At 59.1% G+C, this 25,121-nt stretch carries 16 protein-coding genes and 7 pseudogenes; 5 read left to right on the forward strand and 18 right to left on the reverse strand.

Annotated elements, in window-relative coordinates; translation table 11 throughout:
• Positions 1-404: hypothetical protein (locus CBM2588_RS31215; RefSeq protein WP_231942347.1), on the reverse strand; the 404-nt coding region annotated here is incomplete at its 3' end.
• A gap of 274 nt (positions 405-678) precedes the next feature.
• Complete coding sequence (locus tag CBM2588_RS29270) at positions 679-1,713, reverse strand: hypothetical protein (RefSeq protein ID WP_147298463.1); 1,035 nt, start codon at positions 1,711-1,713, stop codon at positions 679-681.
• 314 nt (positions 1,714-2,027) lie between these two features.
• Here CBM2588_RS29270 and CBM2588_RS29275 point away from each other — a divergent pair, with 314 nt between their 5' ends.
• From CBM2588_RS29275 to CBM2588_RS29290, 4 genes and pseudogenes are all read left to right on the forward strand, one after another.
• Positions 2,028-3,224 carry an IS110 family transposase gene (locus CBM2588_RS29275; protein ID WP_115683846.1) on the forward strand — a complete coding sequence of 399 codons (1,197 nt, stop codon included), beginning with the start codon at positions 2,028-2,030 and terminating at the stop codon, positions 3,222-3,224.
• Positions 3,225-3,655: 431 nt separating this feature from the next.
• Positions 3,656-3,797, forward strand: a pseudogene (locus tag CBM2588_RS29280) (IS5/IS1182 family transposase); the annotation flags it as partial.
• A 130-nt stretch (positions 3,798-3,927) separates the two neighbouring features.
• On the forward strand, positions 3,928-4,950 hold the full coding sequence (locus tag CBM2588_RS29285) for an IS110 family transposase (RefSeq protein WP_115683847.1): 1,023 nt from the start codon (positions 3,928-3,930) through the stop codon (positions 4,948-4,950).
• A 504-nt stretch (positions 4,951-5,454) separates the two neighbouring features.
• A pseudogene (locus CBM2588_RS29290) lies at positions 5,455-6,476 on the forward strand (IS110 family transposase).
• 239 nt (positions 6,477-6,715) lie between these two features.
• Here CBM2588_RS29290 and CBM2588_RS29295 read toward each other — a convergent pair.
• The 16 genes and pseudogenes from CBM2588_RS29295 to CBM2588_RS31225 form a co-directional block, all read right to left on the reverse strand.
• Positions 6,716-8,215: a hypothetical protein gene (locus tag CBM2588_RS29295; RefSeq protein WP_147298464.1), complete on the reverse strand. Its 1,500-nt coding sequence runs from the start codon at positions 8,213-8,215 to the stop codon at positions 6,716-6,718.
• A complete protein-coding gene (locus tag CBM2588_RS31735) occupies positions 8,212-8,703 on the reverse strand; it encodes a hypothetical protein (protein WP_115683849.1) in 492 nt (163 codons plus the stop codon). The genes CBM2588_RS29295 and CBM2588_RS31735 overlap by 4 nt, the downstream gene beginning before the upstream one ends.
• A 147-nt stretch (positions 8,704-8,850) precedes the next feature.
• Complete coding sequence (locus tag CBM2588_RS29305) at positions 8,851-9,567, reverse strand: DUF6602 domain-containing protein (protein ID WP_115683850.1); 717 nt, start codon at positions 9,565-9,567, stop codon at positions 8,851-8,853.
• A gap of 5 nt (positions 9,568-9,572) precedes the next feature.
• Positions 9,573-10,325, reverse strand: a complete 753-nt coding sequence (locus tag CBM2588_RS29310) for a nucleotidyltransferase (RefSeq protein ID WP_115683851.1) — start codon at positions 10,323-10,325, stop codon at positions 9,573-9,575.
• 69 nt (positions 10,326-10,394) lie between these two features.
• Positions 10,395-11,177, reverse strand: a complete 783-nt coding sequence (locus CBM2588_RS29315) for a hypothetical protein (RefSeq protein ID WP_115683852.1) — start codon at positions 11,175-11,177, stop codon at positions 10,395-10,397.
• A 151-nt stretch (positions 11,178-11,328) separates the two neighbouring features.
• On the reverse strand, positions 11,329-11,646 hold the full coding sequence (locus CBM2588_RS29320) for an H-NS family nucleoid-associated regulatory protein (RefSeq protein WP_115683853.1): 318 nt from the start codon (positions 11,644-11,646) through the stop codon (positions 11,329-11,331).
• A pseudogene (locus CBM2588_RS29325) lies at positions 11,630-12,569 on the reverse strand (DNA-binding protein); the annotation flags it as partial. The gene CBM2588_RS29320 and the pseudogene CBM2588_RS29325, both read right to left, overlap by 17 nt.
• 287 nt (positions 12,570-12,856) lie before the next feature.
• Positions 12,857-13,747 carry a hypothetical protein gene (locus tag CBM2588_RS29330; protein ID WP_198044909.1) on the reverse strand — a complete coding sequence of 297 codons (891 nt, stop codon included), beginning with the start codon at positions 13,745-13,747 and terminating at the stop codon, positions 12,857-12,859.
• 202 nt (positions 13,748-13,949) lie between these two features.
• Positions 13,950-14,375 carry a hypothetical protein gene (locus CBM2588_RS29335; protein WP_147298465.1) on the reverse strand — a complete coding sequence of 142 codons (426 nt, stop codon included), beginning with the start codon at positions 14,373-14,375 and terminating at the stop codon, positions 13,950-13,952.
• A gap of 131 nt (positions 14,376-14,506) precedes the next feature.
• Positions 14,507-15,310 carry a hypothetical protein gene (locus CBM2588_RS29340; RefSeq protein WP_172583722.1) on the reverse strand — a complete coding sequence of 268 codons (804 nt, stop codon included), beginning with the start codon at positions 15,308-15,310 and terminating at the stop codon, positions 14,507-14,509.
• A gap of 151 nt (positions 15,311-15,461) precedes the next feature.
• Complete coding sequence (locus CBM2588_RS29345; protein ID WP_115683856.1) at positions 15,462-16,118, reverse strand: RES family NAD+ phosphorylase; 657 nt, start codon at positions 16,116-16,118, stop codon at positions 15,462-15,464.
• 668 nt (positions 16,119-16,786) lie between these two features.
• Positions 16,787-16,912: pseudogene (locus tag CBM2588_RS29350) on the reverse strand (phasin family protein); the annotation flags it as partial.
• Positions 16,913-17,183: 271 nt separating this feature from the next.
• Positions 17,184-17,441, reverse strand: a complete 258-nt coding sequence (locus CBM2588_RS29355; RefSeq protein ID WP_231942348.1) for an H-NS histone family protein — start codon at positions 17,439-17,441, stop codon at positions 17,184-17,186.
• Positions 17,425-18,551: pseudogene (locus CBM2588_RS29360) on the reverse strand (DNA-binding protein). The gene CBM2588_RS29355 and the pseudogene CBM2588_RS29360 overlap by 17 nt, the downstream one beginning before the upstream one ends.
• Before the next feature lie 111 nt (positions 18,552-18,662).
• On the reverse strand, positions 18,663-20,459 hold the full coding sequence (locus CBM2588_RS29365) for an NACHT domain-containing protein (protein WP_115683858.1): 1,797 nt from the start codon (positions 20,457-20,459) through the stop codon (positions 18,663-18,665).
• A gap of 55 nt (positions 20,460-20,514) precedes the next feature.
• Positions 20,515-20,766: pseudogene (locus tag CBM2588_RS31225) on the reverse strand (H-NS histone family protein).
• A 411-nt stretch (positions 20,767-21,177) separates the two neighbouring features.
• Here CBM2588_RS31225 and CBM2588_RS29370 point away from each other — a divergent pair.
• Positions 21,178-24,114, forward strand: a pseudogene (locus tag CBM2588_RS29370) (Tn3 family transposase).
• The last annotated feature ends 1,007 nt before the right edge of the window (positions 24,115-25,121 follow it).

Genomic DNA, 25,121 nt, shown 5'->3' on the forward strand with positions numbered 1-25,121 from the left:
AAGTCTGGAGGATTAACCCAGCACGTTTGAGCGGGATCGTAGGTCCAACGAGATTCGTCAACCGATCCTGGGGACCTAGATATTTGATATGCGTGAATTAGTGCAAGGCCTTCAGTGCAGTCGCCATAGGCCCTCTCGGCTTCGTGAGTGATTTGGGCTTCTGAAAGGTCACGTTGATAGATGTGTTCAAGGCATGCGGCAACGCAGAACGATGTGCACGATCCCTGACTACCTTGATCCTCAACGGCCGTCATCTCTGATCGAATTGAAAAGCTCTGCGGCAGTGGTGGCATAGCAACAAGCGGCCCAAGGGTTGCTTCGCCGATTCCTAACTTCTTGAATTCGGATTCTGTTGACTCCTTGAGAATAAGGTTGCGGGGCGGGAAATGATTAACCAAGGCCATTTTTCTTTCCTCCTCCCAGATTGAATGCAGCGGCTGCGTGCTGCCGGGATCAGCGCGAAACCCAAAGTTTGAACGTTAAATTAGAGTCGAGGCGTGCCGGTGAGAGTTAAATTGATTGAGCAGTAGTGCGATTATAAAAGCTACGTTTTATCCTCTTAAAATAACTGCCACGGCAATAAATTCTTCGTCGACGTTACCGTCCTTTACGGCCGCAAAATACTCCAACTTGCAATCATTTCAGAATTTCTGCAGAGAATTGGCTCGAACAATTGATTCACGAACCGCCCTTATTGATCGCGCCTTTGACTTTTTCGATTAGGTCCTTTGCAACATCGTCTTTATTTTTATCGAGCAAATCTGATGCATTCAGCAACAACCATGGGACGTTTCCCACTTCAACTACATATATTGTCGAAATCATACGGTTTTGCCCCATGGGTTCTCGAACGCCAGGAGTTCCCGTAGTCCACGGTGGGAGTGGCACAGTTTTTGGTGTAAAATCATCTTCGTATGTCTTGTATAAATACTTTGGCTTGCCTTCGGATTGGACTGTTCCGTTGGCATCAACTGATAATACTTCCGACACAAGTGATGTATCGATTGCTGCGGGAGCCACCATCCCCCTGTGCGCGTCTCGGTAGGTTATATCGGTGGTTAGCTTAAGGCTTAGCGCAACCATTCCGTCGGACGTTTTAACGGTCGTTCGCTGAACAAAAAGTCGTATCGGCCGAATCATAATTATTTCCGGCTGCGCCGGATCGTAGCTGGCAATCCCAATATAATCTAGCAGCAGTGTGTCAGCTACATTCCTGTCGTCAGTTTTGTTTTCCTGGCTCAATTTACCGACTCGAGAGACTCTAAAGCAAGTGACGGATGGATTTTTACCATTGCCAGAGAGATTTTTGTAAAAATCATCGGGTTCTGACGAGATAGGCGAATTCGTGGAATATCTCTTTATCTCTGATTTTAGCTCGTCGCTGATCCCGGTAAGTGTCCATTGAATTAATTGGCCTATTCCCCATCCTATTAATGCAGCAGGTATCGCGGCGGCGCTCATCGCCTCATCAGGGGATTTTCCGCATCGCTCCGGTATTCTTTGTTTCTCGTCTTGCTCCCTCAAGTAATTGAAAGCTGGATCATCGCCAGTGGGAGAAGTTCGTTGTCGAACGACTGGATTTAGGATTTCCTTAGCTTCCTTTTGAGAGAAAAAGCGCATGCTTCCGATATCCGAAGTCGTGGTTGGTTGCGGAGATCCGCACGCCGCCAAGAGTCCGACAGGAATGAGGAGAATCGGGATCGATTTGCGCATCACATTTCCTATTGTTCTGTCTAAAGGCTAGGCCACTCTTGGAATGTCGATAACGATGAACACTCGCCTCACGCCAGATGGAGAGGCCGGGGCCGCGCAAGAAAATTTCTTTAAACATAGATGTAAGAAATTTTTCGCGCACTCATTCTAAAGTATGAGAGTTGTTAGATTTTTTTAATATCTCATGTAACAGTAAATGCAATTGACTTACCAAATGCGTCGATCGCTCTAGATCCTATGAATGAAGGCGGGTCGGTAACGCACGCAAAGCGATCCTAAAGTAAAGGTGCGACCCATTCACCTTGGAGCACGTCATGCAACCGACCCGTATCAATCATTCTATGCCCATAGAAGATGTATTGGCAGTGGCCCTGGAACTTTCGAGCGGCGCCTGGAAAATCGCCCTGCACGACGGCAAACGAGAGAAGCCTGCGATCCAGACTGTAGCTGCAAAAGTTCCGGCACACCGCTTGGACGAAGCGATGCAAGCGATCGAGAAGATCAAAACGAAATGGGGACTTGGACCTGACGTGCGCACAGTCGTATTGTACGAGGCTGGTCAGGACGGCTTCTGGATCGAGCGGGCGCTTTCGAAGCTGGGATACGAAGTGGTGATCTGCGACGCGGCCAGCATCCCGGTGGAGCGGCACGCACGGCGGGCCAAGACCGACCGGCTCGACGCGATCAAGCTGGTGTTGTGCCTGCGCGCCTGGCTGCGCGGCGAACATGACCGCATGCACGTGATTCGCGTACCGGCCGTTGAAACCGAAGCGCAGCGCCACCTGGTACGCGACCGGGGCGAACTTCAAAAGGAAGCGCTACAGCACCGTGACCGGATCCGCAAGCTGCTGCGAACAGTGGGTTGCTGGCAAGAGGTCGAAGGCGATATCGCAAAGCGGCTAACAAAGGGAGAAATCTCCTGCTACGACGGCGCGGCAATCCCTGCGCAGTTGCATGCGCGCCTGACCCGGGAGCGTCAGCGCCTAGCCTTAGTCCAGCAGCAGCTCGCTGCACTGGAAAAAGACCTGGTCAGGCAATTGCCAGAACCCGCACAAAAGCGCATTGCCGACCTGCAACGGCTCAAGGCAGTCGGCCAGGTCGGCGCGACACGACTGGTGCTCGAGCTGTTCTGGCGTAGCTTTGACAACCGCCGGCAGGTGGGCGCCTGTGTTGGCTTGACGCCGCAGCCGTACGACAGCGGCGAGAGCCGGGTTGACCAAGGGATCAGTAAGCAGGGCAACCGGCGCGTGCGTTCTCTGCTTATTGAAATGGCGTGGCTCTGGTTACGCTATCAGCCCGGCAGCGCCATGACGCAATGGTACGTGCAGCGCACCCAAGGAAATAGCCAGAACAAGCGGGGCAAACGCATCGCCATCGTCGCGGTGGCGCGACGGCTGGTCATCGCTCTGTGGCGATATCTAACGCATGGAATCCTGCCCCAGGGAGCGCTACTGAAAAACAGCAAGACCACAGGATTCAAACGTTCAGCCGGCGAGGAGGCAGCAGTTTGAAGGAATGGCGGCAACGCTCGCATTAGCCGTTGCTGTCCGTCGTATCGCAAGTCAGTTCGAAGTAGACAAGCCCGTGCGGCCTGCTGGTTGCAAACGCAACCGACACTACTAGATGGGGCTTGTCGCATCAAGGTCGCCTAAAGCGCAACGCGCATACAGGATTGGGCTGGGCAAATACCAGCGGATAGAAGTTGGTGGGACGTCGAAGTCTCACGTAAAGATGACCGGGAACTTTGAGACTGGTGAGCAACAGCGACAGACGCGCTGTGGTAAGCGCGAGCTTGATTAAGGAAGTTGGATCAATTTGCGGAAATTCTTGCCTTGCCTTCTGACTCATCATAGAAGCAGGCCGCTGAAATACCTCAAGCGGACGTCAGCGCGACGACTAACTAAAGGGTTGATTTGAGGACCCACCATCCAACCCTACTTTCATGCGCGGCGCAGACACCTTCACCGAAAGTTTGTTCACTATGCGGAGGCCCGATGAATTTCGTGCCGAAGTCCCACCCGCTGCGCTCAATCCGCATCATGGCCAACCATGCGCTGGTGAAGACGGACCGGTTGTTTGCGAGACCACGCCAAAACGGGGTCATCGAATGGAAGGGACTTCCCCGTCCCGAGGTTGCGGCGGAAGCCGCCAGTTGGCACCGACGTGCCATGATCGCGTGTTGAAGCTGCATCACAACCAACGAAGGGGAAGTCCATGGCTATCGTTACCGTTGGAATTGATCTCGCCAAGAACGTATTCGCCATTCATGGCGTCGACGAGGCCGGCAAGGCCATGCTGGTCAAGCCGAAGGTCGCACGCGATCAGCTGGTGCCGCTGATTGCGCAGTTGCCGCCTTGCCTAATCGGCATGGAAGCTTGCTCCGGCGCGCATTACTGGGCGCGGCTGTTTCGCCAGCACGGACACACGGTCAAGCTGATGTCGCCGAGACTGGTGGCGCCTTACCGGATGTCCGGCAAACGCGGCAAGAATGACGCAGCCGACGCGATGGCCATCTGCGAGGCGGTGACGCGGCCGAGCATGCGCTTTGTGCCGGTCAAGGACGAGCACCAGCAGGCAACCCTGAGCTTGCATCGAACCCGACAGGGATTTGTAGAAGAGCGGACAGCTACTTACAACCGCCTGCGGGGGTTGCTAGCCGAATTCGGTGTGGTATTGCCGCAGAAGCCGGAGCGACTGCGCAAGGAGATCGGCCCCCATCTGGAAGCCTTGCCCGGCTGGGCGAGTCGATGCATCCAGGACCTGCTGAACCATGCGGGCAGGCTGGAAGAGATGCTGGACGAGTATGATCAAGCTATCAGCGAGATTGCCCGTGAAGACGAACGCAGCAAGCGCCTGATGCAGCTGCGCGGGGTCGGGCCGACTACGGCTAGTGCCTTGGCGGCAAGCATCGGGGCGGGACACGACTTCAGAAACGGCCGCCAATTGGCGGCTTGGATAGGGTTGACGCCGGGACAGCACAGCAGCGGTGGCAAACAGCGCTTGGGCAGCATCACCAGAGCCGGAGACGCTTACTTGCGTACGCTGCTGGTACTCGGAGCTCGCGCGGTCATGGCAAATCTGGGCGACAAGCAGGATCGATATAGCCGCTGGGTCAGAGACCTGATAAAACGCCGCGGTTACTGGCGAGCAGCCGTCGCCATTGCAGCTAAGAACGCGAGAATGGCGTGGGCCATGCTGAAAATGGCGATGCCTTCAAACATGCGTAAGCGCAGATAACTCGATCAACCAGCTTTCAAAGAGCTACAGCGGAACTCACGAACACTTGCACTGCCAGCGTTGATGTGAAGCGGGTTGGACCCGCGCGAGGCATACCTGGGAAAGTCAGGGGACACCAAGCCCGATAATCGAACGAGGCCCTCGCGCGCGTCTTACATCAGGGTCCGGGCCAGCGGCCCACTATGACCGTTTGTAGTACTGCAGTCCTTCACCTCCTCACACACGCTTAGCAGGCAAATTCCGCATGCAAAGGAATCTTATTGACGCCTTGCGCCAACGGGGAAGCCCTTGTAGTACTTTCCGTGAAAAAAATGGCGGTAGCGGACCGTAGACCCGCCTGTAGCAAGGCTTTCCGGCGCAATAAATCTCGCGCCGTCGGACAATTTGTATGTTCTTGATAGATAAGCCCTTGTCTGTACATACCGCCAGAAAATACTGAGATGGACCCGACGCCTCCCTTCGGTGGACACTGTCGACCTCAACCTGACACGTGGGGGTTTCATCATGGAAATCGATATCCTTGGCATCGATCTCGCCAAACGAGTGTTCCAGCTGCACGGCGCTGACCACCGCGGACGGGCCGTACATCGAGCGAAGGTCTCCCGTGGTTCGCTCCTGGAAGCAGTTCGCACGCTGAAGCCGAGGGTGGTCGTTATGGAAGCTTGCAGCACCGCTCACCACTGGGCACGACGCCTCCAGTCGCTCGGCATTGAAGTCCGACTGATCAGTCCACAGTATGTCTCGCCGTCAAGACGAACAAGAACGACCGCAACGATGCGGAAGCGATCGTCGAGGCCGCCAGCCGGCCCGCCATGCGCTTCGTTACAGTCAAGTCGGTCGAGCAACAGGACATCCAGGCCGCACACCGCATGCGCGCAATTCTACTCCGCCACCGTACCGCCATGATCAACCAGATGCGAGGCCTGCTCGGCGAGCGGGGACTCACGATTTCGCGTTCACCCGAGGCGTTCAAGCGGGCCATCCCGGAACTGCTCAGCAAGAGCGCCGACGAACTGACGTCGTTCTGCCAGGCGCTGCTGACTGAAATGCTGCAGCACCTGCAGGCGATCGAAGCGCGCGTCCATCTGATCGAAGCATCGATCCAGTCGTTCATGAGGCGATCCGCGCTGTGCAAGAAGATCGCGGAAGTGCCGGGTATTGGTCCGATTACTGCCACTGCCATGGTCGCGGCTGTCGGCGACGCGAAGCAATTCAGGAACGGCCGACATCTAGCGGCTTGGCTTGGACTCGTGCCACGCCAGTATTCCTCGGGAGGGAAGCCTCGTCTGCAAGGCATCAGCCGGCGCGGTGACACCTACCTGCGGACACTGCTCATCCACGGCGCCCGGGCGGTCTTGCGCTACGCAACCAGAAAAGCCGATCCGCAAAGTGTCTGGCTGCAGCAACTGATTGCGCGGCGGGGGCACAACTGCGCGGCGGTCGCGCTGGCCAACAAGAACGCGCGCGTAATCCAGGCGCTGCTCAGCAGCGACTCGACCTATTTGATGCGAAGCGCGGCAGCATAATCCGAGAAGATTGCTTGCAAGGAGGGAGATACCCACGCAGGTTTGCGAAGCTTCTCAAAGCGATGACGAAATTGGTTGAACCAGCATCCTGAAGCCTGTTTTCCGTGCCGGCTGCCACGTTTGGCGAGCCGTGAAAATGCTAAGGATAGGATGCGCGGATCTCATCGAGGCTGCGGGCGTGCTTCGGCAAGCGCCCATATCAAGCAAGCCGGATACATGCATGCAGACCGTTTCGAACATCACGAACAAGAAGCTTGCAAAAGGCGTCGGGTCCATACATGCACGGATAGTACGAGGACCCCTAGATAGGCGCCGCCAGCCGTACTCCACGGAATGACTCGCTTTGCTGCAAAGCAGCGCTGCGGCGGTCCCCTAGATCGACGAGTGCGTCGAGCACCTGAAGCAGCTTTCGCGCCAATGCCGTCGGCAGAGCCGAGAGGATGTTGCCGGTCCGCATGCGCCTGCACTAGGGCCGCAATGGTCGCCAGGATGGCAGTACCCTTCCAGGCCGAGGGAAGACGGTTGTCGACGATCTGCGCCAAGACTTGGTCGGCAAATGTGTCAGCCGAGTAGGCGCTGCCGGCACGCTCACACAGGGCGAGATATTGACTGGCCACGTAAGGATTCCAACCTGCCTGGCGAACCATGCGGTCCACTAGCGGCATCACTTGCATCAGGTGATCCCAACGGCCATTGGCGAAGCGCGCGGACGCCGGCGCTCGCTCCACGCTCACGAACAGCAGCGACTTTACCAACCGGGGAAGGTCGAAGCCGCCGAGCCGACCATCGCTGTAGCGCGATCGCCTCAGGTCGCGATGCTCCAAGGTTCGTGCAAGCACGGCCTGCAAGAGCTGCAGGGTGCCGTCCTGAATCAACGGGGCATCCAGCACGTCAGCGCAGACTACCGTTTCGGCGAATGGCGCCAGCACCTGCATCGCGAGCTCATCCGGCTGCTCCAGCAATGGCCGCAACAACCGGTCGTGCATCTCTGTCGCGGATACGTGCGGCGCGACGAGGGCCAAGGACTGCCCGAGCTGGTGCTGCCACTCGAACAGATTCGCATTACCGCGCTCTCGTCCTTGGCGCCGGTCGGTTCGCCAGGATGGATTGAGCGTGTCAAGCGTCCATGCCACGAGCGCCTCCAGCGCGTCGAGATACAGGGCGCGCGCTTCGGGGTTCATCAAGATGGCGGCCACAGGCACCAGCTCCAGGACCTTCGCGGCGTACTGGCTGTGCCACAATGCCTCCGAGTGCTCCCACCCCTCGCCGTCGGTCGCATTGCGGTGTCGCCGTGCACCCGGTGACGTGCGAACCCAGGAAGGAAACGGCTGCACCCAAGGTGTCAATGCGCCCACCGCCTGATACTCGCGCAAAGACTCGGCCATCGCCGCATTGCGACGGGACTCTGCCGCCTCCCTTCGCGCCTCAGGCGTCGGTAGGTAGGGGCTCCGCGGCAAGAGCTGTGCCAGCCGCAGGCCGAGGTTCAGTCCCGACCAAGCAAAACGCAGGTCGCGCTCCCAGCACGAAGCTACTGCCGAAAGCGCAACCAGCGACACGGCTTCAAGCGGGTGGGCCACTAGCCGATATAGCGCTTCGCCGTCCAACGGTTGTCGATGACCAGTCCGAATTCGCGCAGCGAGCGCGTGCGCGACAAAGATTTGCGGGTGCCAGGGAATCACGGACCCCCGGGATATGTCCTCGGAGACTTCGTCTGCCGCTGTGCGATAGCGATCGATCATCGCCGCCGCCCATTGTGAGTGCGTCGCGACGTCGGAATAACAGATGATGGCCGCGGCGGTACAGCGATGGCGCCATCGGTGTACCCACCGTCCGGCATCAGCGACTGCAACTCTCCGGCAGCCTGCGCTGCCGACAGTTCCGCGGCGCGACCAAACGCTTCGTCGTGCGCGAATCCCGGTGCCCACTGCCCCGAGGAAAAGCACTTCTCTACCCAAAGCCACAGCTCCACTTCGCGGGAGATCTGCGCATGACGCTGCCGCGCAGCCTGGACCTCGGGAGCGTCGTGTCGGGCGCTGTTCACCGAGACTTGGACGACGTCATCGCGTCCGGGCAACGGGCTCGCCGAGTAGTTCTCGACACGACCAAACTCGGACCACAGCTCGGCGGTATGGCGAAGCTCCGCCACATGTTCCGCGTCATTTGCATCGTCCTGGTAACGCTTGTTCTCAGCTCTGAGGCGCGATAGCTCCATCTGCTCCGGCGTCACCGCCTTCGCCCCGGCACCGCCCAGCTTTTAGCCGTGAGCCGGCCGTCCTAGTCCTGGAAGGACGCCAGGCCCGCGCGCAGGTTCAGCTCGTTGTCGTGCATGGAATTTCCTTCGTCCAAATCGATCGCTGCGCTTCCTGAACGAAATTCAGAGATGCTCCATGTATGCACGGAAGTCGACCGGCGCCACGGTGCCGACTCGCTGCAGCCGCAACAGCAGCGCAAACAGGAAGAAAGCCAGGGCCGTCTCGGCACCGCGGCAATCGATGGTGTCACCTTCACGGTGAAAGGCGCCGGCGCTCGCCACGCAGCCGAGCTCAAGCGCGTGCGCATCGGTCAGCGCGGTCATCGTGGTCTGGAACGGTTCGCCAAACGCTGGGGTCCACGCCGCGTGGGTACATAGCAGACCCGCCAGAATGGGAATCGGCGGCTTCGCCGGTGTCTCGCCACGGATATCGACGGTGGTGGCGCTGGTACGGTAGAGGCCGCGTACCGAAGCCGCCTTGGCTCCGGCGTACTCCAAGTGCGACTTGTCCAGGGTCTGCTTCACCTCGAATACCGCGTACACCGCCTCGGCCGGCACGTACCGGAACGCCTCGTGCTGCATCACTAGGTGGCTGTACTGCCGATCGTAAATGACGACGTCGATCGAGTCGCTACATTGGCCGCGGCTGTCGATCACCGTCGCCTTGTCGACGCGGTACCGCTCCGGCAGATGCTGCCGGAGCATGGCAAGCCAGTTCGCTTCGACCATGCCGCCTTTGTCACCAGGGTGCCGGACGGTCGCGCGGGCAAGCTCCAGCTCCCCCGCCAGCTTGCCTTGCAGGCCCGCGAACAGTTGCTTCAGGTCTACCGCATTGGCCATGGCAATCACCAGACGAAGTTGTTGTAGTAGGGTTGGGCGCGCGCGACGCCGGCCGCCCGGGCGATCGCCTGCTTTTCGGCCTGGGTCAACTCTTCCGAGATGCAGTTATTGGTATTGGCGGGATCCATGACGCGGCGGGTCACCAGTTGGTCACGCAACCAATCCAGTGCCAGCGAGAAGTTGACGGCCAGATTCCCGACCCGGCGTCCACGCAGCGCCTCCATGACACACAGTTCGAGGTAGAACGACGGGAAGTCCAGCTTCGCCAGATGTCGCCATAGCTTGACAAGCCGGATCTCATCCAGGCGCCCGGACTGTTGCACCGTATTGATATGGAGTTGCACGTTGGTCTGCCGCCAGGTTCCCGCCCTACGGTGATAAAGCCAGTGGTAGTGCTGGTAGCCCGGTTGCTGCCGGCCCGGCACCAGGTCGACCGAGAGGCCACCCACCATCACCCCGATCGAAACATTCTGCTGGCGCGGGTTCCAGCCCCATCCTTGGGCGGCCTGATACAGCTTGCCGAAAATCGCTTGCAAAGTCTCGGGCGTCTGCGGGGAGAGCGAGATGAATAGATCCATGTCGGTCGAGCAGGTGTTGGCCGTGCCTTTGGCCATGGACCCCGAGTACGACACGCCGGCGAGGTACTGCCCCGCCCACTGAGCGATGGAGGGATAAATCAACTGCTCGGCTACTAACTGTGCTTGCGCCGCGTCCACGCGGTACTTGTGCAGCAAGCCGGCGAGATACTGGTCTGCCATCGAATCCCCTCATGAATGTGTAGCGGCCGCATGCCTCCGTTGCCTACAGCTTGCGCGAGGCCTCCGGACTCAGCGGATCGTCAGCGTGCGCACGAAGAGCTCGGCCCACTTCAGCGCGTCAAAGACCAGCGTCTTCAGCACCGGTTTGGTGCCATGCACGTCGCCCATCTGCGAGCGCAGCGTCTGCATGACAAAGGCGCCCTGATTCAACGCGCCCCGGAAGTTCTGGCCAAACGGCTTCAGCATGGCATCCGGCCAACCCAGCTCGCGCAGCGGCGTGTCGAGATCGACCGTCGCTTGCAGCGCGCGGTTGCAGCCCTCCTGGAACGAGGCCTTGCGCGGATCGCCCAAAGCATGCCGGGCATAGACCATGGCCACGGCAGTGTCGACCGCACCGCAGGCCGCCGAGACCGCACCGCCCAGGTCGCCATCGCGCAAGCGCTGCCCCGCCTTCAGCAGATCCGCCCGCGGCTCGGCGGGCAACTGCGCGAGCTCGGCGGGATCAAAGAGCTCCAGCGCCACCAGGTGGTGGTCCGCGATGCCCCAGCCGTGCCGTGCCAGGTCATCCGCGAGTGGCTCGCTTAGATTCGGGCGACGGGCCAGCAGCAGTTCCGTCATGAACCTCACCACGACACCTTGTTCGGCATCGGGCATGCGCGCCAGCTCGCCGTCCAGGGCCGAGAGCAGCTGACCTTTGGTGGCGCCATTGCCCTGCGCCGTGGACCGTTGATGCAGGTGCGCCAGCGCGCCCATGTTGACCCCGGCGTGGCCGGCAATCTCCTTGATGTCGTCGAACGTTTCGTCGCGCAGATAGGCGCGCACGGTGCCCCAGGCCAGATGCGGCTTCGCCATGTTGTAAGTCCTTGCTTTTTGCTGCTATCGGTGCTGGACCATTTTAATAACAGTTATCGGCAAAGGAGAAGTGATGCAAGAAAGCCGCCCGGAGGCGCCTTGGATCGCGACTAACTGTCGCCGCATGCGGAAGCAGGGATAGCCGGCAGTGCTACCCGACCCGAAAGAACTCCACACTCTGCCCCGCATTGACCGCCCGCTGCAGCCAGTCGGGCATCTCGCCCTGCCCGTCCCATTTCTGTCCCGCAGCGTTGCGGTAGCAGACCGCCGGCGGCGGCGCGGGTTGGGGTGGAGGCGGAGGCGGCGGCTCGGGTGGGGGTGGCGGGGGCGGGGGCGGGGGCGGGGGCGGGGGCGGGGGCGGCGGATCGAAGCACCCCGCCGCGGCCAGTTCCTCCATGGTCAGCCCGTAGTCGGCCATCTCGGCCTGGATCCAGCGGATCGCCGCCGTCCGCTCAATGTTTACTGTCATCGTGTTCGTTGTCGCTGCTATCGCTGCTATCGCTGGTGTCGCTGGTGTCGCTGCGCTCTTCCGGGCTCGGCGCGCTCGCCCCGTGTGCTTCGGCTGGCGGTTCGGGTGGTGTGTCGCTAGGTGTGTCGCTAGCCAAAGGGGCGGGCCGCTGGCCTTGCGCCGCCGGCGCTCGGCGCTACCCCCCTCCCCCCGTTCGCGCGGCGCGCCGTAATTCTGCCAGCAGCTGTCGCGCGAGCGCCGCTTCGGCCTCGGCGCGCTCGGTTCGGCGCTGCGCCGCGGTGAGTTCCGCCTGCACGCTGGCCAGGGCGTCGGCCGCTTTCCGCGCGGCGGCGTCGGCAGCCGCAAGCCGCGTGGTGAGCTGCTCGGTGAGTGCCGCGACCTGGGTCTCTAGCCGGGCCCGGGCCTCCGCCTGCGCCACCGCCGCGTCGCGGGCTTCGTGGCGCGCCGCCGCCGGTTCGCCGCGCAACTCTTCGGCCAACCGCTCGCTCCTGGGCAATTGCCACCTGCTCGCGGGCGCGCTCCAGCACGGCCGAGAATTGGGTCCGTAGCTCTTCTAACTGCCGCCTCCCCGCCTCCAGTTCCGCCCGGCCCGCCTCCAGCCGTGCCTGGGTGGCGGCGTGGGCCTGACGCTCCGCGGTCAACACCGCCTCGTCCGCCTCGATAGCCTGCCGCGCGGTGCCGAGCTGGGTGACCAGCGCCGCGGCTTCCTCGCGCGCGCTGGCCGTCTCGGCGCGCGCCGCATCGCGCTCGGCTTCGGCCGCGCTGGCCGCCGCACGCACCTCGGCACGCAGCGTGGCCAGCTCGCCGGTGGCGGCCTCGTTGGCGGCCTCGTTGGCGGCCTGCCAGATGGTCTGCACCGCCCCGGCGGCAATGGCCTTCAACGCGTCCGGCAAGTCCGGATGGTCGATGGTGAGGGCCGGCCGGGATACGCCCTTAAGCGCTGCAGAGCATAAAGCTTTATCTTGGTCGCAGGCCGAGCATGCGCAAGCGCGAAAATACTAAACCTTCGAACCCGTGAGATTTGCGAAACTTGGTGCGAATAGCACGCACGTGAGCCGGTAATACCGCGCAGTTACCGGCGCATATGATACCTTGACGGAGTCGATTGGGGATCAGTCCAGGCTCCGGCCAATATGCCCCACTGAAGGAGGGGATCGGTTAAGTCTCATTGAAAATAATTAATTGTGGCCCTCGCTCGAGGAGCGGTGATCTATGACAGCGCGGGTTCGCTGTCTTCAGTCATCCAAAACTGTATCTGCTCGTCTATGCTTGCTACAAGCGAGGTGCACTTCTTTATCAGCTCTACCACCGCCTCCTTATCTACACCCGTCGGCTTTCCTTCTTTATCAACACCGTTTCTGTGTACACAGTCATGACGGATGAGAACGGCCCTAAATAGCCAGCCAATATCACCGAAGTCGATATCAAGCACCGACGCATACATTGGCTTCACCTTCTTCAGGTCATGGAAGATCAGATCCTGCAAGTATTTCGCCACAGAGAGCTTTAGTCCCTCTAGCTTGCCGAAGATCTCTTTCAGTGAAAACTGCCGGTCTCCTAGCGCCGGATCGGTTTCGACTAACTTTCGAATCAACGCATCGGAATTCACGACAGTCCGGATGAACGTACCTGAGAGGTATGCTTCAACGGCGGTTACCACCTGGGCATACAGCATGTTGCACAATGTCGCCTCTAGATCGTCCGATACGGGAATCTTCAGCAGCCTATAAACATAGCGGGCAACGTCCTCGTATGTGTCAAGCTGCTCGGATGACTCTATCACCCACTGTAGTTCGTCATCCTCATCTTCTTTCAGAACCTCGAACTCCAGCGAGACAGCGCCAGCTATCGATACGTTGGTCTCTGTGGCTTTCCGTCGGATACGAACCTCGAAGTCTTTACTGCATCCGTCACATTGGATTGAGTCGTACAAATTCTCCTCGACGTCCCTGATATCCAGGGATGGGTCCCGCGTAGAGAAGTGCAGATTTTGTTCTACAAACGCGCCGCAAGTGCACGAAAATGCAACATTAATGTCCATACTTATTAGATAAGTCAGAGATCCGGGCCTGACAGCGAACGTAGGGCCTGTCTGGAGCATGCTCAACGGCGAGCACACCTATACCCACCTTACTTTGCCCTGAGATTCTCGAATCGACTCAACGGAAATTATCGCCACGGCAGCCCCCACTTGCTAGCGCCACTCCGCAAGTAGGGTCCGCAAGCTTACGGAGCCACCAAGAAGAAATTCTCAATGGCCGGACGGGCACGCGCACTAATTCATAGCGAATAAGATGCCGGCCCTATCTGACCATTTCCACGACCTTACATTCGCGCTCTTCCACCACCCTATTATTTTTATATTCACAAGCCAATGGATAATTGTCAACCAGCCTAAACTCGAAAGCAACAACTGATCTATCGGAGTATGCGGCGTCGAACGTCCATTCAATACGATATTTACAGCTCGGAACGATTACGCCAGTTGATCCGGATGCAATGTCTACATCATCCGTTTCAATATCCGTCCACCACGACAACAGCTGTAAGGGGAAGCTGGGTGGCTCACCGATATATCGAAAAAGCTTAACCTTGCCGTTTACCACAGATGTTTTGGACTCAACAATCACCTTTCCCTCAACATACCGTGCAACTCTGTGATTGTGGTCCATAAGCCAATTAGCATCTGGAATTTTTTGATTATTGCAAATATCTCGACCGTTCAACATTCTGTCTCATTACTTCAAAAGTTTTTTCGTCGGGCACAGCCAATTTGACGGTATCTGCAACCGACGTGCGGTGTCCAAGGAAGCGATTCGGATTCTTCCCTAACCAAGCTGGCCGCCCTCCCCCGGCCGGACTACGTGTTTCCAGTCTTGGGACCACGATATTTGGGAGGCAGGGACGCTTCGTGTTCGGGTTCGGGTTCGGGTTCGGGTTCGGGTTCGGGTTCGGGTTCGGGTTCGGGTTCGGGTTCGGGTTCGGGTTCGGGTTCGGGTTCGGGTTCGCGTTTAGTTTGTGGCCACCCTTCCCGTTTTCCAAGCGCATCTAGCGCTTGGGGTGTATGGGCCTGTTCAGCGTGGATGAGCCTATGGATGCCCGAGTTCACCGCCCTCATGTTGGACGGCTCGACGGAGAGATCAGGCCTGTCTGCCACTCTCCCTTCGTGGTGTACCTCTGCGTCTTGGCCGAGCGGCTCGCCTGAAATGCAAGAACTCGCGTTCTTCAGCACTTCCCGCTTAATGCTTGGCATTTCTTTGCGGTTGCGTGCCTCCAGATTGAGGCGGCGAATCTCGAGCTCCGGCGCATCGCGAACTGTGTTCAGGCAACGCTCGGAGTCTCTCAGACGAGAGAGCTGGTATGCGTCTCTAGGTTCCTGAAGGCGGCGACTCAAATCCTTGTTGATGGGGGGTTGGTAAACCCAGAGTTGTTTGCCATCGCGGTAATAATCCTCTTTGCCGAGCTCAGCCACAAATTGGTTAGCTCCCGCGCTGTCGGTGCCCAGGTCACCGTTACATTCTGCACGATTCGAACAATTACCCTGGGTAGTCAGTAGGTGCACATCCCGTGACTTCTGGCGAATTACATTGGCAATGGCATCGACCAACTGCTCAAGGTCTACGTCCGCCTCGTCAACGCCCGTGCTTTTCGACAGCAACTGCAACTTGTGAGCATTTCAAGGCCCTTACCGGCCCCGCGTGGGCGGAGAAACCCCTACTTTTGGTTATGAAGGCGCCGTTTTTTATGTTTGTTTCTCGGGAGCTAACAGGTAGCGGCTCCCAACCAACCGTCAAGCCGACAATGCCCGAGGCCGCTCATGCATTCCACGGGTTTGAAGATGGCGCGATGCCAATGTTGTAGTCGTCCAGAAAGCCGGGGAGCATGTAGAAGCGGTCAAGCGGCACAGGTCTACCGCGGGGAAGAAGGGGCGCCCTGTCGAAGATGGCGACGCTCGGCTCGTTGGCGAAGCGGGACGTGAAATAGATGCCGTCGATGTCCGAGTAAGCATCGTGGATGGCGCCGCTCCACAGGTTCGGCCCCCGATAATCCGCGGTCGACAGGACGCGGTTGTCAATGCCGAGATGAAAATGCGGCCGGGTCAAGTCGGCCAGCCGCAAAGGGCGGCGCAGCTCCGTACCAAGCTCGCTGACGCTTCGTCCCATCAGTTCTTCCTCGTCCAGCAGCAGGGGAAGCGTTTTACCCTGAAAGCGATCCCGCAAGACGGCCTCGGCCATGCACGCGGCGAAGCTTGGCGAGGCGTAGAGGACGCCGTACTCGTCGTTCGGCGCGTCGAAACGGTACGGTTGCCCACCGGTGGACCGGCGGTTGTAGTGTATCGGCCCAAAGACGGAACGATGAATGCGCCACAGCTGCGTCAGCGCAAGGTCAAGTTCCTTCACCGGCATGACACGGCTAGCCAAATCCGGAGGCGGCAGGGGGCAGTTCAGCGCCTCCGCAGTCAGAAGTTGCATCAGGCTGCCCCCTGCTCGCCAGCGTACCTGTTCACGACCGCCAGTACGACCGGCTCGATGGGCTTGGACGCGTCGGCGATCCAGTCCATGGGACGCACGTCACCGAGCGTCTCGAGTGGCCGTTGCATGAAGTTGTGAACAACCCAGCAGCTTGCACCCGCCTCAATGAAAGGTGCTAGCGCGGCGGTCAACCGATCCGCTTCGGCATCGAACTGCCATTGGGGGTATCGCAGGCCGCGTTGCTTTCCCGGCGGGACCAGCGCGTACAGCTGCCCCTTCAGCCGCGCTTCGTTGATGGCCCGGTCAGATCGTCCCGAATAAGTCGCCGCATCGCGCAGCGACAAATTTTCGGGACGTTGGAGTTCTGCCAGTGCCTGATGCTTCCCTCGATCGCGTGCGGCTTGGAGAGGGTCTTGGGTAAGGGGCTCGTCCTGGTTGCGACCGATGGCACGGGCGGCCCTTACAATCAACTCATCTATCGCGCGTTCAGAATACGAACCAACCGTCACCACGTCGCCGAGCACTTCTTCGATCCTCGCGTACACCTTATCGGCGAGGGCTGTTCGCATGGGTAGACCGTGAGCTGCGGCACCGCCGAGCGCCATCGCCGTTTGGGCAAGGAGTGCGTCAACCTCCGCAGGGTTGATTCGGTTGACCTGCGTGGCCACGGCAGCGACGGCGGCGGCACGGAAGTTGCATTCTGCAATTTCCGTGGCCTGCTTCGTGGCCTTTTGGACTGCCTCGTATGCATTGTTCGCAGCCGAAATCGCCGATTTTACGATCGCAACGGTCGCCCCAGAGTCCGGTGGGACCGAGTTGACGCGCGATAACCCAGCTGCATGTGGCCCATAAAGGTGATCAACGCCCTTCGGCGGAGTCTCCGAAATATGAATCGTGATGCTCTCCTCGAGCACAGAGGGGTGCGGCGTTTTCGCTTGCATGCCCCAATACTAGTTCATGAACTTCATGAACGCAAATCGGGAAGAGTGACCTTTGTTTCGCTGCCGCGAGACGCAGTCGCCCGGGGTTCAAAAAAATCCGCCAAATCCCCAGCTTTGCTTGAAGCTATCCGACCCGGTAAAACTCCACACTCTGCCCCGCATTGACCGCCCGCTGCAGCCAGTCGGGCATCTCCCCCTGGCCGTCCCATTTCTGTCCCGCAGCGTTGCGGTAGCAGACCACCGGCGGCGGCGCGGGTGGCGGTGGCGGGGGCGGCGGATCGAAGCACCCCGCCGCTGCCAGCTCCTCCATGGTCAGCCCGTAGTCGGCCATCTCGGCCTGGATCCAGCGGATCGCCGCCGCCCGCTCAGTGTTTGCCGTCATCGTGTTCGTTGTCGCTGCTATCGCTGCTATCGCTACTGTCGTTGCCATCTGCCGGGCTCGGGGCGCTCGCCCCCTGGACTTCGGCTGGCGGTTCGCGTGGTGGGTCGCTTGGTGGGTCGCTTGCCATAGGGGCCGGGCCGCCGGCCTTGCGCCGCCGGCGCTCGGCGCTACCCCCCTCGCCCCGCTCGCGCGGTGCCAGCCGTAATTCTGCCAGCAGCTGGCGCGCCAGCGCCGCTTCGGCTTCGGCGCGCTCGGCCCGGCGCTGCGCCGCGGCGAGTTCCGCCTGCAAGGTGTCCAGGTCGGTAGTCAATTTGCGTTTGGCGGCGTCGGCGGCCGCGCGCTGCCTGGTGATCTGCTCGCTGAGCGCCGCGACCTGGGTCTCGAGCCGGGCGCGGGCTTCGGCCTGCGCCACCGCCGCGTCGCGGGCCTCGTGGCGCGCCGTCGCCAGTTCGCTGCGCAATTCCTCGGCAGCGCGCTCGCTCTTCTGGCGTGCGGTGCGCTCCGCGTCCAGTTCGCGCAAGGCGCGGCGCTCGCTGGCCTCGGCCCGTTCCTGGGCGATGACGACCTGGTCGTGGGCGCGCTCCAGCTCGGTCGAGAATTGGGTTCGCAATTGGTCCAGCTGCCGGCGCGCGGCCTCCAGTTCCGCCCGACCCGCCTCCAGCCGCGCCTGGGTCGCCGCGTGGGCCTGGCGCTCGGCGGCCAACGCCGTGTCGCCCGCCTCGATGGTTTGCCGCGCGGTGTCCAGCTGGGCGACCAGCGCCGCGGCGGCCTCGCGCGCGCGGTCTCGGCGTGCGCGGCATCGCGCTCGGCTTCGGCGGCGCTGGCGGCGGCGCGCGCCTCGGCGCGCAGCGTGGCCAGCTCGCCGGTGGCGGCCTCGTTGGCCGCGTGCCAGATGGTCTGCACCGCCCCGGCCGCAATGTCCTTCAAGGCCTGCGGCAGGTCCGGGTGGTCGATGGTGACGCGGGTGCGCGCGCGCAGTTCCTGCCAGAACGCCTGCAGCACCTCGGCGGGCGTGCCCATGCTGCCCTTGCCCACCAGCTGGTAGAGCTTGTTGGCGGTGGGCGTGATGCCGTAGCGGAAGAACAGCAGCCCGCAGACCTCGCGGTACATCGCGCGGGTCTCGGGGAAGCGGCTGCGCAGCTCGGCAATGTCGTCGGCCAAGGCGGCAGACCGCTCGAAGTCGGGCGCGGCGTCGGTCGGACGCTGTTGCAACCTTTTGGACTAGAATTCCCCCAAAATTATTCGAGATAGATCACTTTTGTGCTCGGCCACTACTCGCTGCTGGCGGAGGCGCTCTCGGTCAAGCTTTGTTAGAACTTCGCGCACGCGCGCAATAAAGGCTGTCTCTTGGTCTTTGTTTTGCCGACAGTACTGAGCGAGCGTTGCAACAGTTCCTCTTCGACTGTGCGTGACTAGCTGCAATTCGGAGATTGGCAAAAACACCGGTACAAAAACTGGCCTCAATGCGGAAACGAGCTCCAAAACTCCACAGGTGAAATCATCTCGATCATTTTCAAGCAATAGATACGTAATTTTCCGATCGCTTTGGTTATTAAATTGAACGCAATGTGCATGAAGATTCGCAAAAAAATCGTGGATAGTTTTCTTTGATGGAGAAATTTTTCGCGCGGCCAGAAAACCCAACTTCGAAGTTAATTGCTCAATCGCCGGAATTCTAAAGTATTCTTGAAATCTAAATTCATCTATTTTTGAGAGAAAAACGAGTTCTTGCGACCAGTTTATAAGTTTTTGTCCGCGAATTGACTCATATATCTTCCTGGTTACACGTTCGTCTACGTTGTGTTTTACAAAAAACGAGGCAAAAAATTCTTGAATGCTTTTGTGAATAAATGCTGTCTTTAGTCCGTCCCGCATCATTAGGCAGACCGCATCCGTGAGATCGTTTTTGAATCCTTCAGACACAAACTCCTTTTTGACGACTCGCGCCGCATTCTTGGCAACCTGCGCGAACTGCTCATCACTCAGAGATACCCCAACCTCCTTTGACAGAAAGCAAAATGCCTCAAATGCATCCTGCAGCTCTGTGTTAGTTAAGTTTGTTGCACGCTCCCGCTTAAATAGAGGCTTAAGGTCATCATGACGCCACGCCAGAACATTAAATAGTGAAATATAAAAATCGTGAAGATTGTTTGGTACCGCGGCAGACCGACCAAAAGTTTCGACAAGAAGTGTCAGCATTAATGGGGTCGTCAATACTCCCTTAACCTCAGCTCGACTCTTCTTAACAGAGTCCACCAATTTAGCACGCATAGCCTCATCGACACCGAGACGCTCCAGAAATGGAAGAAAATCTTCTTCCTGTAATGGCGACAGTCTAACCCGCGCCAGCTTGGGAAGCGTTTCGAGATGCCCGGCCAAACTCCCCGGCCGCGAAGAAATAATCCACTGCGTATATGGATACTTCGCCATTGCCGCCCCCAAATCCTGCTGGACACTGAGGGAGAATTCTCTTTTCAGTTCGTCAAAACCATCGGCAAATATGACTATTTTCCCAGTCGAACATAAAAAATCGAGCCCGCTTTCATCTAGGTCGACGAATCCAATCGATTGCAAGGCTTTAATCAAAAGTTGCGCCAAAGTACATTTGGAATCGATACCGCGGAGCTCAATAAATACCGGTATTCTTCTGCCCTTCCTTGCTTCCTTTACACAAAGATAGCGCATGAACATCGACTTGCCTTGGCCGACCGTTCCTAGAATCAGGAGATTCGATTTCTCAGAAAGATCGGCTAAGCTCTCGATATTCTGTAAATTTCTTTGACTATTTCCGATTTGAACTTTCGACGGATAGTAGAAAGAAGATAGTGGCACTGGCTCACCAGCGAAGATGGTCCGCACGCGCTCCAGATCCTCGATGCTCTGGCAAACGGAATCAGCTAAGCCAGCCACGTCCCATTTTTTAGATATCGATTTTATTCCGCTTCCTATGGCACTAAAAATATCCTCAACGGGTTTTTTTAATACAGCAGAAATCAATGTTGCGGTAGCTGGTTCCATTATTGTTTTGAATTCGATTTTTATTTAATAAGTTTTTGCTCAAAGACAAAGGTTGCTATATAAATCTCTGCGCCATATTGACCGTCCGCCGCAGACAGTCGGGCATGTCGCCCTCCGCCCCAACTCTGCCCCGCGGCGTTGCGGTAGCAGACCACCGGCGGTGGCGCGGGTGCGGGCGGCGGCGGTGAGAGGGGGCGGCGGATCGAAGCACCCCGCCGCTTCCAGCTCCTCCATGGTCCAACCCGTAGTCGGTCATCTCCGCCTGGATCCAGCGGATTGCCGCCGCCCGTTCAGTGTTTGCTGTCATTGCTGTCGTCACTTCTGTCGCTGCCGTCATCCCGGTTCAAGGCTGCGGCTGGATTCGTCTTGTCTGTTTTAGGGGACGCCCGGGATTCCCCAAAATCCGCCATATCCTCTGCAAATCTATGCTGAACAGAAGGATAAACGAAACCCCGTTGCTGCAAGCGACGAATCCATATCCGACCCGGTAAAACTCGGTGTCCCTTTGATTTTGGTGCAATTTACCGGGATAGCTGCCCCTAGAATTCATGCGGGTTTCCGGGCGATTTCCTAGAAATATCACAATAAATCAATAGGTTGCTGTCTGCTGTTGCTTGCTCTTTCTGGGTTAGTTAGACAGCACATCTGTGCCTGGGCATTGCGACCCCTTCTCATTGCCGCTACGCTCCGCAGTCCGTCTCACGCTTGGGAGAGCGCGATGGATCACTGGCGGTTGGCTTACCTCGGCATGCGGCAAATTCCACGCGAACTCAGCGAGTTCGAGCTTGCCACGTTCTTCACCTACTCCCCCAAGGAACGGGCGCTGATTGATGCTCGGCGCAGCCCCTGGTATCGCCTGGCCGTTGCCGTACACATCGGCTTTATCCGCATGACGGGACGCACGCTGGATGCCTGCAAGCAAGTGCCCAGATTTCTCTGGGCGCATGTCGGTGCGCAGGTCGGTGTGACACCGCCGGATATGGGCACGCTCAACGCCCTCTACGACGGGCGCACAGATACATTGGCACACCATCAAATGTTGGCCTATCAAGCCCTCGGCTTCAGTCCGATGGCTGAGCATCAGCGCCGCTATGTTACGCGCTGGCTCAAGGAACGTTTGACGGGTCAGCCTAGCCGCACCGAACTGTTTCATGAACTGAAGTGCTGGCTGTACGAACATCGAATCCTGATACCCCATGACCGGGCACTAAAAAGACTGATCAGCCAGGCCGTCGCGACGGCGGAAACGGCGCTTGCCGTCGCCTTGGTGCGCGCCTATGGGGCTGCCGCCCTGGACGTTTGGGGCACATCGCTGGCGCACCCGCATGGTGACCGCGCCAGTCTGCAACAATGGCTATGGACCGTCCCGTTGCGAACCTCGACCCATCAGATGGGGGAATTGTTCGACAAGGTCGAACTCCTTTACAAGATGGGCATCCATCGAAACTGGCCAGAGGCGTGCAATGAAGCGCTGGTACGCTACTACGCCAGGCGCTGTGCCAATCGTCCGGCATCAGTGAGCAAGCGAGTCGCGCAGCAACCCCGCCGCTTGGAAGCTGCTTGCTTTCTGCGCTACGCCTTATGCGCCGCCACGGACCAATTGGCGACCATGTTGCGACACTGGATTCAGAAATCCGTCAACGACGTTCGGCGCCTGATTGACGCTGGCCGACCAGACCCTGAGACCCAGATGCGAGAGTTCGCGACCGCGGTCAAAACGCTGGCCGCGGATGAGGTGCTAACCCGTGAAGCACTCTGCCAGCAGCTGTTGGCGTTGGCCGATGCAGCGCTCAATCGGCGTGCGCCCAGCCGTGCCAGCCTGATCCGCATGCAGCTCCTGTCACGAGGGCGCCAGGCCCGAGCCTTGCTCGGCAAGTTGGTTCTTCTGCCCTTCTCCGCCCATTCGGCACACCCGGTGATTGACGCGTTGACCGTGCTGCAGGAACTCTACGCGAGGAAGGCCGACTCTCTTCCCGACCACATCACGGTTTGACTAGGCCGTGCCTGGCAACCCGCTATGGAGGGACAGGACCGTCAGCGGGCGCTGGCCGCCTTCGAGTGGGGCACGTTATTCGCTCTACGGGTGGCACTGCGCAACGGCTCAGTTTTTCTTGCGCACAGCTTTGGCTTCCGAAGCCAAGCGGCGCTTTTGATCGGCGCCAGCGATTGGAAGGCCAAACGCAACCACTTCTATGGCCATCTCAAGTTGCCGCAGGATGCTCAGGCATTTCTGGCGCCAGTGATCGCGCATCTGGACGAAGGCCTCGTCAAGCTGAGGGACGCTGTTTTGTGTGGGAAGCTCAAAATTGACGATGCAATCCACATCGATCCCTTGGTGGCGAGCGCTACGCCCGCGTCGGTGGAGACATTGCGATGCGCACTGTTCGAACGGCACCCCGGCGGCCAACTTCCTGAGATCCTGCTCGAGATCGACAGCGCCACGCACTTCAGTTGGCTCTTGCTGGGAAGGGAGCCGCATTCCCGCAGCGAATTGCTATTGGTCTATGCAGCCATACTCGCGCATGGTACGTCGATGTCGGCTGCGGATCTGGCCCGAATGGTGCCGGAGCTGTCGCCGCCAGCGATACGGCAGATGATGCATCGTATCGCGGACGAACGAAAGCTGCGCCAAGCGGCAGAAGCCGTGCTGACCTTCATGCACCAGCACCCGATTGCCCAGCATTGGGGACGCTCCGATCTGGCGTCGTCGGACATGATGTCGTTGGAAACGACACGCTCTGTCTGGCAAGCGCGGGCCGACCCGCGTCGGCGGACGGCATCGATCGGGATGTACACTCACGTTCGCGATCGATGGGGCATTTTCTATGACCAGCCTATTCTGCTGAATGAGCGGCAAGCCGGTGCAGCAATCGAGGGCGTGATCCGACAAGGTAGCTCGGAAGACGTGGCGCAACTTGCAGTGGATACGCACGGCTTTACAGATTTCGCAATGAGCCTATCACGGCTGTTGGGCTTTGATCTCTGCCCGCGACTGGCCCACCTGCGCGACCGGCGCCTGCATGTCCCCAGGCACCACGATGTGCCGAGCCAATTGGTTGCCGTCACCGACGCCGATGTTCGACTGAGCCTCATTGAGCGCGCTTGGGATGAACTGGTACGGATTGCCGCCTCCGTGCAAAGTGGGCAATGCACTGCAGTCCAGGCACTCACTCGCTTTGGGGCGGCGGCGCGCGGGCAGATTGTCTATGAGGCCGGCGTGCATCTCGGGCGGCTGTTTCGTACGATCTTCCTGATCGACTATTTCACGAATACCGCATTTCGCCATGAGATGCAGCACGCCTTGAACCGCGGTGAAGCGGTGCACATTGTCCAGCGGGCGATCCATCACGGCAAGATACCGATCGAGTTGGCGAGGCATGACGCGTCGCTGGCGGCCGTGTCATCGGCATTGACCTTGCTATCCAATGCTGTAATGGCCTGGAATACGATGCACATGCAACGCAGTTGGGACATCCTTGAGCGAGTTGGGGCCGAGACAGTGCGCGCTGTGGACCTGCGGCATATCGGGCCCACCCATCTTGAGGGGATCAATCTGCGAGGGACTTTCGACTTTCCGATCGCGCGCTATGCGCATCGGCTCATGCCCACGGTGGCGCTCCAATCCGGCTCCCTTGCGCGGTGGCGTACGGCATAACCATCCCGCTTCGAAATGACGGTGCCCACAAATTCATACTCTGGGCTCGCAACATCCGCGGTGTACTCCTCCGGCCGGCAGGACTAAGGGCCGCATTCGGCTGTTCGGAAGGTCGCCGCCCTTCCCCGCCACCGCCGCCAGCGATCGTCAGGCGCCTAGGGCAGTCAGCAAGGGCTTGATTTCATTGGAATTTCTCATGTCCGCCTGCCGGAAACCCGCATAAATACTAGGGGCGGCTACCCCTGTAAATTGCAGCAAAAACAAAGGCATACGAGCAAGCGAAAGTTCTTGATTCTTATTGTCTTTATCTTCACGTAGCAGTCCCGTCTGAAAGATTCTCTGTGGCTAATTTACACTCAGGCAGCAGCTAGGCGTAATAGGGACTTGGAGGGGTGGACGTCCCCCCTGCCCTTGATGCGCTTCAAAATATCGCCGCGCGAAACATCCGTAGAGAATCAAAACCGACGGGTCACCTAGCGTGCAAATAGCGGGGGTCATCTTTGAAGTACGCGTGTTCGAGCCCCTGCGAGTCTTCGCGCGCATCCACTTCCTTGAAAAGGTAGTCGTTGTGTTGGCTCATCGCCTGAAAGTCTTCCTCATCAGCGCTTACAGAGACGACATCGCGTCCGGTTCCTTCGGCGCTCCTCATCATCCTCTTCGACCCCCGCTGTCTTCGATTTTTGAGCAAGTTCACCCTCTTCCTTACACCACCAGAAGTCCTGGTACAGGGAGAGACCTTTATCGAGCCGATCACCCGTCTGATCAGGTCGGAAGGTGGCGCAGCGCGCTGGCGCCTCGTACAGACAAGCGATCGATGCGCTGACTCTCCCTGAACGATGAGCGGCGCGTCTCCGGCCGCAAGTTCACGTTCCCGCTGGCTGCGGCCGGTGCCTGAGTCTGGCCGCCGCGGGTGCCGTTCGTCTAGGTGCCTTGGTCCGGAGCGATGGGCAGCGTTTGAGTCCACGAGCTGTGCGGAAAGAGTATCATTTTCCGTATTAACATTAAGG

Source organism: Cupriavidus taiwanensis, from assembly GCF_900250075.1.
GTDB lineage: Bacteria > Pseudomonadota > Gammaproteobacteria > Burkholderiales > Burkholderiaceae > Cupriavidus > Cupriavidus taiwanensis_C.

Bases quoted from the DNA above. Each gene is read 5' to 3' on its own strand.
- CBM2588_RS29275 (WP_115683846.1), top strand. From the start codon at position 2,028: ATGCAACCGACCCGTATCAATCATTCTATGCCCATAGAAGATGTATTG.
- CBM2588_RS29295 (WP_147298464.1), bottom strand. From the start codon at position 8,215: ATGATCGATCGCTATCGCACAGCGGCAGACGAAGTCTCCGAGGACATA.
- CBM2588_RS29335 (WP_147298465.1), bottom strand. From the start codon at position 14,375: ATGTTGAACGGTCGAGATATTTGCAATAATCAAAAAATTCCAGATGCT.
- CBM2588_RS29330 (WP_198044909.1), bottom strand. From the start codon at position 13,747: ATGCTCCAGACAGGCCCTACGTTCGCTGTCAGGCCCGGATCTCTGACT.
- CBM2588_RS29285 (WP_115683847.1), top strand. From the start codon at position 3,928: ATGGCTATCGTTACCGTTGGAATTGATCTCGCCAAGAACGTATTCGCC.
- CBM2588_RS29315 (WP_115683852.1), bottom strand. From the start codon at position 11,177: ATGGCGAAGCCGCATCTGGCCTGGGGCACCGTGCGCGCCTATCTGCGC.
- CBM2588_RS29270 (WP_147298463.1), bottom strand. From the start codon at position 1,713: ATGCGCAAATCGATCCCGATTCTCCTCATTCCTGTCGGACTCTTGGCG.
- CBM2588_RS29345 (WP_115683856.1), bottom strand. From the start codon at position 16,118: ATGCAACTTCTGACTGCGGAGGCGCTGAACTGCCCCCTGCCGCCTCCG.
- CBM2588_RS29305 (WP_115683850.1), bottom strand. From the start codon at position 9,567: ATGGCCAATGCGGTAGACCTGAAGCAACTGTTCGCGGGCCTGCAAGGC.
- CBM2588_RS29320 (WP_115683853.1), bottom strand. From the start codon at position 11,646: ATGACAGTAAACATTGAGCGGACGGCGGCGATCCGCTGGATCCAGGCC.
- CBM2588_RS29355 (WP_231942348.1), bottom strand. From the start codon at position 17,441: ATGACGGCAAACACTGAGCGGGCGGCGGCGATCCGCTGGATCCAGGCC.
- CBM2588_RS29310 (WP_115683851.1), bottom strand. From the start codon at position 10,325: ATGGCAGACCAGTATCTCGCCGGCTTGCTGCACAAGTACCGCGTGGAC.
- CBM2588_RS29365 (WP_115683858.1), bottom strand. From the start codon at position 20,459: ATGGAACCAGCTACCGCAACATTGATTTCTGCTGTATTAAAAAAACCC.